Genomic DNA, 6,997 nt, shown 5'->3' with positions numbered 1-6,997 from the left:
GTAGGAGCCAGGCTTGCCGGCGAACCAGACGCCTCGGTCCATCAGGAATACCGCGTTATCGTTCTTCGCGGGCAAGCCTCGCTCCTACAAAGGTCAGATGCGATCCAACCGATATCACCGCGCCCTGTAGGAGCCAGGCTTGCCGGCGAACCAGACGCCTCGGTCCATCAGGAGCACCGCGTTATCGTTCTTCGCGAGCAAGCCCGCACATTAGGTCTATGTGAGCCATTAAGGGGTGTCGGGCTGGTTTGCCGGATGGGCCAGGAAGAAGGCTGGATGCGTCGCCGCCAGCGCCGCCACTCGACGAATTCGCGGGTAGGCCTCAAGGGAAATATTGAAGCGCTCGGCCGCATACAACTGCGGGATCAAATAGACGTCCGCCAGCCCCGGTTGATCGCCAAAGCAATAACCGGTGTCACCGATCAATTGCTCCACCGTCGCCAACCCTTGGCTGATCCAGTGACCGATCCACTCAACCACCTGCGGCTCATCGTGCCCCAACTGCCGCAGTTTGTTGAGCACGCTGACGTTGTGCAGCGGGTGAACATCGCAGCCGATCACCGCCGCCACGCCACGCTCATGGGCACGGGCGACGAGGTCCTTGGACAGCAATGGCACCTGTGGATAACGTTCCTCCAGGTATTCGATGATCGCTGGTGACTGGATCAGCAACTCGCCCTCATCAGTGCGCAAGGCCGGCACCCGGCCTTGGGGGTTGATGCCCAGATAGGTCGGCTGCCGATGTTCGCCACCTTGCGGCGCGATCAGGTTGACCGGCAGCGCCTGGTAATCCAGCCCCTTGAGCGCCAACGCAATACGCACCCGGTAAGACGAGGTCGAACGATAGTAGGTATAGAGTTCCATGACCCGATCCTCTTAGCGCGCTGGCAGCACTTTGCCACGGCATTCGCCGAAACCGATGGAAGCAAAACCCTCGCGGCTGCAACGGGCACGCAGAATGATTTCGTCGCCGTCCTCAAGGAATTTACGCACCTCGCCCGACGCCAGTTCGATCGGCTTCTTACCGCCCTCGGTGATTTCCAGCAGGCTGCCGAACTGACCGTTTTCGGGACCGGACAGCGTGCCCGAACCAAACAGATCACCGGCCTGCAACTGGCAGCCGTTGACGCTGTGATGCGCAACCATTTGTGCAACGGTCCAGTACATATGTTGGGTATTGCTGAGGGTCAGGCGATGGGCCGGTAGTTTTTGCTCGCGCAGGCCTTCGGTGAGCAGCAACACTTCCAGTTCGATGTCGAAGGCGCCAGCGGCCTGATCACGCTTGTCGAACAGATACGGCAACGGCTGCGGATCGCCTTCCGGGCGCGCAGGCTGCGCACGACGGAACGGCTCCAGCGCTTCCGCCGTCACCACCCAAGGCGAGATGCTGGTGATGAAACTCTTGGACAGGAACGGGCCCAGCGGCTGATATTCCCAAGCCTGGATGTCTCGCGCCGACCAGTCGTTGAGCAGACAGAAACCGGCGATGTGGTCGGCGGCGTCACCGATGGCGATGGAGTCGCCCATCGCGTTGCCCTGACCGATCCAGATGCCCAGTTCCAGTTCATAGTCCAGACGCGCGCACGGGCCAAACGTCGGCTCGGTCTGGCCGGCTGGCAGCGTCTGGCCTTTCGGACGGCGAACATCGGTGCCCGACGGGCGAATGGTCGAGGCACGGCCGTGGTAACCGATCGGCACGTATTTGTAGTTCGGCAGCAACGGGTTATCCGGGCGGAACAGTTTGCCGACATTTTGCGCATGCTCAATGCCGACGTAGAAATCGGTGTAGTCGTTGATCTTCGCCGGCAGGTGCATGTCGCAATCGGCTGTCAGTGGCAGCAGTTTGGCACCTTGAGCCTCGATCTTGCCGTGCAGGGTGCTGCCTTCCTTGAACAACTCGATCAAGCGTTCACGCAAGGCGACGCGCGCCTCGCGACCCAGTTCGAAAAACGCATTCAACTGACCGCCACGGGTGGCTTCGACTGCTTTCTTTGCAACACCGTCGAACAGCCCGGCATCCAGTGCCGCTTCCAGATCAAAGACATGGTCGCCGATTGCCACGCCACTGCGCGGCGCGGAGCCCTTTATGCTGAACACGCCCAACGGCAGGTTTTGCAGTGGAAAATCCGCGTGGCCGTTGGCGGAGGCAACCCAGCTACGAGTGATGGAAGTCTGAGTCATGGGTTATCTCCGAGTCGGGTCGAAAGTGGCGGGCAACGTGGCCCAGCAAGCGTCGTAATTGTTTTGCAGTTGCGGGCAATCGAGGGCGAATCGGCTCGGGCGCAACACCTGGCTGGTCTCGAACATGAAAGCCATGGTGTTGTCGATTTTAGCCGGCGCCAACTCTGCGTTGATCGCCTTGGTGCAGGTTTCGCCGTCGGGGCCGTGGGCGCTCATGCAGCTGTGCAACGACGCACCGCCAGGCACGAAACCTTCGGCCTTGGCATCGTATTCGCCCTGGATCAGGCCCATGAATTCGTTCATCAGGTTGCGGTGGAACCACGGCGGACGGAAGGTCTTTTCGGCGACCATCCAGCGTGGCGGGAAGATCACGAAATCCAGGTTGGCCAGACCATGCACACTGGTCGGTGAAGTCAGAACGGTAAAAATCGATGGGTCCGGATGATCGAAACTGACGGTGCCAATGGTATTGAAACGGCGCAGGTCATATTTGTAAGGCACGTTATTGCCGTGCCAGGCGACCACATTCAGCGGCGAATGATCGAGCTCGCAACCCCATAACTGGCCGAGGAATTTCTGTACCAGGGTGGTCGGTTGCTTGAGGTTTTCGTAATGGGCCACCGGCGTCAGGAAGTCTCGCGGATTAGCCAAGCCGTTGCTGCCGATTGGCCCCAGATCCGGCAGGCGCAGAGGGGCGCCATGGTTTTCGGCAATGTAGCCGCGGGCTTGCGGGTCGAGCAGTTCGACGCGGAATTTCAGCCCGCGAGGCAGGACGGCGATTTCCAGCGGCTCCAGCTCCAGCACGCCCAGTTCGGTGGCGATGCGTAGACGGCCCAGTTCCGGTACCAACAGCATTTCGCCGTCGGCGTTGAAGAACACGCGCTCCATGGAACGGTTGGCGCGGTAGTTATAAATGCTGATCCCGGCCGGTTTCTCCGCGCCCGAATTGGCCGCCATGCTCACCAGCCCGTCGATGAAATCGGTGGGTTCGGCCGGAATGTCCAAGGGGTTCCAGCGCAGGCGATTGGGGGTCACTTCACCCAACGGACCACCGGCCAGTTGCCGATCCAGTTTGACGAATGCCGGGTGATTGGCCGATGGCTGAATGCGGTACATCCAGGTCCGCCGTGCTTCGCTGCGAGCCATGGTGAACGCAGTGCCGGAGAACAATTCGGTGTACAGGCCGTAAGGAGCTTTTTGCGGGGAGTTCTGGCCGACGGGCAGTGCGCCTGGCAATGCTTCGCTGCTGAATTCGTTGCCGAAGCCTGACTGATAAGCCAGCGCTGGCGCCGTTGAATCGAGGTTCATGGAGCCTCCTGAACGGGGAGTAGGCCGTGGCCTGTCGCTCTGCTGAAGAGGTCTTGGCACGCCTGGGTTATTTTTGTCGTAATTCGATTACGCATAACGTAATTTGATTGGTATTGACCGTCAAGCTATAAAGACGCCCATTCGTCCCGGGATCACACCGCCTCCATGACCAGCGAAAGCAACGGTAAACAGAAAGTCCGCTCGGCCGAGGTCGGCACCGACATCCTCAAGGCGCTTGCCGAGCTGTCGCCATCCACCTCGCTGTCGCGTCTGGCCGAACACGTGCAGATGCCGGCCAGCAAGGTCCACCGCTATCTACAGGCGCTGATCGCCAGTGGTTTTGCCGAGCAGAACACCGCCACCAACCACTATGGCCTCGGCCGTGAAGCACTTCGGGTCGGCCTGGCTGCCTTGAACAGTATGGACGTGCTGAAAGTCGCCGCCCTGCCCCTGTCCGAACTGCGCGACGATCTGAATGAGACCTGCTTTATAGCGGTGTGGGGCAATCAGGGCGCAACGGTGGTGCACATCGAACCGGCGGTGCGCGCGGTGACGGTGGTCACGCAACTGGGCTCGGTTCTGCCATTGCTCAGCTCGTCGACAGGGCTGGTGTTCAGTGCCTATTTGCCGCACCGCGAAACCGACGAGTTGCGCGATCTCGAAGTCCGCGCCGCCGGCGTTCATCCATTGGCCGATGAGAAAACCTACGTAACCTTGTGCGAACAGATCCGCGAGCGCGGCCTGCACCATGTGCATGGTTTGCTGATGCCGGGGGTCGATGCGTTGTCGGCACCGGTGTTCAACGCGGTCGGGCAGGTGGCGGCGGTGATGACCATCGTCGGCCCGACCTCGTTGTTCCACGCCGATGAAAACGGCCCGGCGGCGCAGCGCTTGCTGGCGGCGACCCGGGCTGTGAGCTGGCGGATGGGTTATGAGGCCGACGAAGTCGCTCGCTGAACACGAATCGACATCGGCGGCCATCCGTTGCTGGTCAACAGACCGGGTCGTTACACAACGGTGGTTTTGCTGCTGATGGTTTCCGGATCATCGAGAATCTCCTGAATCACCTCCCGCGCCCGCTCATGCAGGCGGGGCTGCCCGGTGGCAGCCGCATACAACGCTTCTACCTCTAATGCATCGCCCAGCAACCCGATGAGATTTTTCTGCAACTCACTGGCGCCCGACTTGCCAAGACCGGCCTTGCCCAGAGACGCCAGTTCAAACAGCGCCTCCTTGAAGTGGCTCAGGGCTTTTGCCCGATTGCCCTCCGTGTAGGCCTCGGCGCCTTGCACCAGGTTCTGGGTCAGCAAGGCCGCACTCAGTGCGATACCTACTGGCGCATAAACAATACTGATGACACTGGCCGCCGTGACGACTGCGTTGTACACCAGGCCCCAGATGATTTCGTTAAGGCTTTCGGTCTTCTCGTCGACATCGGAAATGACTTTGTACACCACGTCGTTGTAGCAGTCGTTCAAGTCGGTGACGCGACTATTGCGCTCCAGGGTAGGAGCCTCGGTAAAGTTGCTCAATTGTTCAAGATCAGTGAGGTAAGCGCCGACCTGCGGTTGATACTTGGCAAAAACCCGATCATGGAGATAATCACCGAGCGTGCCTTTTTTCACTGCCGACACAAACTCCTTGAACGGTCGTAGCTCACGTCCGTCCGGTGCATCCGGGGTAAACAAATACTCCTCGACTTGCCCAGCCACCACCAGCCTGAACACGAACACCCCGACCACCAAACGCCCCCTGAGATGGAGGTTGAACAACGCACTGTAACGCACATCGCCAGGCGCCTCGCCCACAGGACTTGTCGGCAGGGGCTGAAGCGGATTGAACTGTTCGACAACTTCGATCAACTCCGCGAAGTGCTCCTTGGGCAACCGTCCAGTGAATGCCCCCTGCATGATTGCCACTTTCATCTGACGTTGCAGTACCGCCATGTAGATCTGTCGCTTGAATGCCCCCTCAGAATGGGATCGGTTGAGGTGAACCGAGCGCAACATATCGATGTACTTCTCGCCAGGACGTAGCGTATTCGACCAACTGGCAATATCGCGGATATCGAGCTTGTTGATCGGCGGATGATCAGCAGCCAGTGTGAATCTGGGGTAAAGGGGTTGGCCTTCACCATCGGCATAAAAGTGCACTTCGCCGACAATCAACTGGGTCAGTGTCATCTTTTGTTCCTGATTTCCACATTGATTCGGTCAGGATTGATGACTACACGCTCACCTCTTTGCAGAAGAACTTCTTCTACGCGTTGCTTGATCAGTTGATGGCAAAAACGTTCAAAGCTGACGAATCCGCCCTGACGCACCTCGACGGTTTGTAGCGACCTGAGTTCGCAGTTGATCCGCGCAAAACGTTGACGCTGCTCGTTGGACGCGGTGCGGTATCCATAGGGCGTCTGACTCTCTTCCTGCGCCACCCGCCACGCCCGGTCGTTGTCACCAATTGCGTTCAACACCTCTTCTCCCTTGAACGGGGAAGGTGCAAGCGTGACACCGACCCAGAGCGAAGGCAGCTGCGGGATTTTTTTCAGATAGCCGGTGATCGTCTCACGATCCAATGCATGGGATTGCCAAGTCAGGTAGTCAAGACCGCTTTGCGTTGCCGTCCACCGACTGATATCAAGGCTCAGACGCCTGAAGGTGGGCAGCTCGTACCAATCCTGGCCATCGGGCGAACCTGGAGCGTACAGAAGCCAGTCCTCCTGGCTGTCGTCGCGGCTTCCAATGGCGACCAGACCCTTGAGTGCACGGGTGTCTTCACGCAACTGTAAGGGCCCAATCGTCAGGCTCGCATCCCCGGCAACCGCACGTCGAACCCGCTGCAGATTGCTGTCGTTGAGGTGTCCCTGAAGTTTGGAGGCAAACGCACTCAGCAACAGCTGATCCCGGGTGACGTTGTTCATTGCTGCGAGCACACCGCTGCGTTGGTACACACTCCGGAATTCGGCGCCGTAAGCCGCTCGAACATCGTGATTCAAGGATTCTTCCAGCCATTGCTGGTTCAGCCCCGACGGAAGTCCTTCGCCGCGCAAAGTGATATTTGCACGCTGACCTTCTTCATGCAGACCATGCAAGAGCAAGTCCGTCAGGGTGCGCTTGTCCTCCTGAATGAATGTCCGCCCAGCCTGTTGGAAAACATAGCGACTGGACGTCGTGATGCTGTCAGGATCCAGCGTGCTGCCAAACTCCAGTTCCAGCGCCTGATTGGCCAGATAACGGGCATACACCCGCACGCTGGCGAAAATCCCCAATTGTTTATCCAGTTCAATCTGACTGGCGATAGACTGCTGTTCCAGTTCGCCATAATGAAGTTGATCAGCAACATTGGCACGTACCAGCCATTGTGGACGGCTGTCGTTACTAATAGAAAAATCAGTATTCATGATGTTAATTTTATATCTCCTTACACGAATCGCTATAACAGGCTGAATGCCCAGTTAGTTGCACGAATCTAATGCAGAGAAAAGAAACATCAAAACGGCGAAGCAATA

At 58.6% G+C, this 6,997-nt stretch carries 6 protein-coding genes; 1 reads left to right on the top strand and 5 read right to left on the bottom strand.

Annotation, left to right across the window (positions count from 1 at the left end; genetic code table 11):
• Positions 1-228: 228 nt before the first annotated feature.
• Genes maiA through hmgA form a run of 3 tightly spaced genes read right to left on the bottom strand, consistent with a single transcriptional unit; the run spans position 229 to position 3,489 of the window.
• A complete protein-coding gene (gene maiA / locus PMI18_RS13285) occupies positions 229-864 on the bottom strand; it encodes a maleylacetoacetate isomerase (protein ID WP_007901679.1) in 636 nt (211 codons plus the stop codon).
• A 12-nt stretch (positions 865-876) separates the two neighbouring features.
• Complete coding sequence (gene fahA, locus PMI18_RS13290) at positions 877-2,181, bottom strand: fumarylacetoacetase (RefSeq protein WP_007901676.1); 1,305 nt, start codon at positions 2,179-2,181, stop codon at positions 877-879.
• A 3-nt stretch (positions 2,182-2,184) separates the two neighbouring features.
• A complete protein-coding gene (gene hmgA / locus PMI18_RS13295; protein WP_007901674.1) occupies positions 2,185-3,489 on the bottom strand; it encodes a homogentisate 1,2-dioxygenase in 1,305 nt (434 codons plus the stop codon).
• Between the two features lie 165 nt (positions 3,490-3,654).
• On the opposite strand from hmgA, the gene PMI18_RS13300 reads away from it, so the two are divergent.
• Positions 3,655-4,446 carry an IclR family transcriptional regulator gene (locus tag PMI18_RS13300; RefSeq protein ID WP_007901672.1) on the top strand — a complete coding sequence of 264 codons (792 nt, stop codon included), beginning with the start codon at positions 3,655-3,657 and terminating at the stop codon, positions 4,444-4,446.
• 50 nt (positions 4,447-4,496) lie between these two features.
• On the opposite strand, the gene PMI18_RS31560 is transcribed toward PMI18_RS13300, so the two are convergent.
• Positions 4,497-5,672, bottom strand: a complete 1,176-nt coding sequence (locus PMI18_RS31560; RefSeq protein WP_007901670.1) for a dermonecrotic toxin domain-containing protein — start codon at positions 5,670-5,672, stop codon at positions 4,497-4,499.
• Positions 5,669-6,889 carry a dermonecrotic toxin domain-containing protein gene (locus PMI18_RS31555; RefSeq protein WP_007901668.1) on the bottom strand — a complete coding sequence of 407 codons (1,221 nt, stop codon included), beginning with the start codon at positions 6,887-6,889 and terminating at the stop codon, positions 5,669-5,671. Before PMI18_RS31555 ends, PMI18_RS31560 begins: the two co-directional genes overlap by 4 nt.
• Between the last annotated feature and the right edge of the window lie 108 nt (positions 6,890-6,997).

It is taken from the genome of Pseudomonas sp. GM102, assembly GCF_000282555.1.
GTDB lineage: Bacteria > Pseudomonadota > Gammaproteobacteria > Pseudomonadales > Pseudomonadaceae > Aquipseudomonas.
Note: the sequence above shows the minus strand (reverse complement) of the source record. Positions and strands in the feature narration are given on the sequence as shown.

What these genes read in the sequence shown, in the direction of transcription:
- fahA (WP_007901676.1), bottom strand. Translation starts at nt 2,181, where the DNA reads ATGACTCAGACTTCCATCACTCGTAGCTGGGTTGCCTCCGCCAACGGC.
- maiA (WP_007901679.1), bottom strand. Translation starts at nt 864, where the DNA reads ATGGAACTCTATACCTACTATCGTTCGACCTCGTCTTACCGGGTGCGT.
- PMI18_RS31560 (WP_007901670.1), bottom strand. Translation starts at nt 5,672, where the DNA reads ATGACACTGACCCAGTTGATTGTCGGCGAAGTGCACTTTTATGCCGAT.
- PMI18_RS13300 (WP_007901672.1), top strand. Translation starts at nt 3,655, where the DNA reads ATGACCAGCGAAAGCAACGGTAAACAGAAAGTCCGCTCGGCCGAGGTC.
- PMI18_RS31555 (WP_007901668.1), bottom strand. Translation starts at nt 6,889, where the DNA reads ATGAATACTGATTTTTCTATTAGTAACGACAGCCGTCCACAATGGCTG.
- hmgA (WP_007901674.1), bottom strand. Translation starts at nt 3,489, where the DNA reads ATGAACCTCGATTCAACGGCGCCAGCGCTGGCTTATCAGTCAGGCTTC.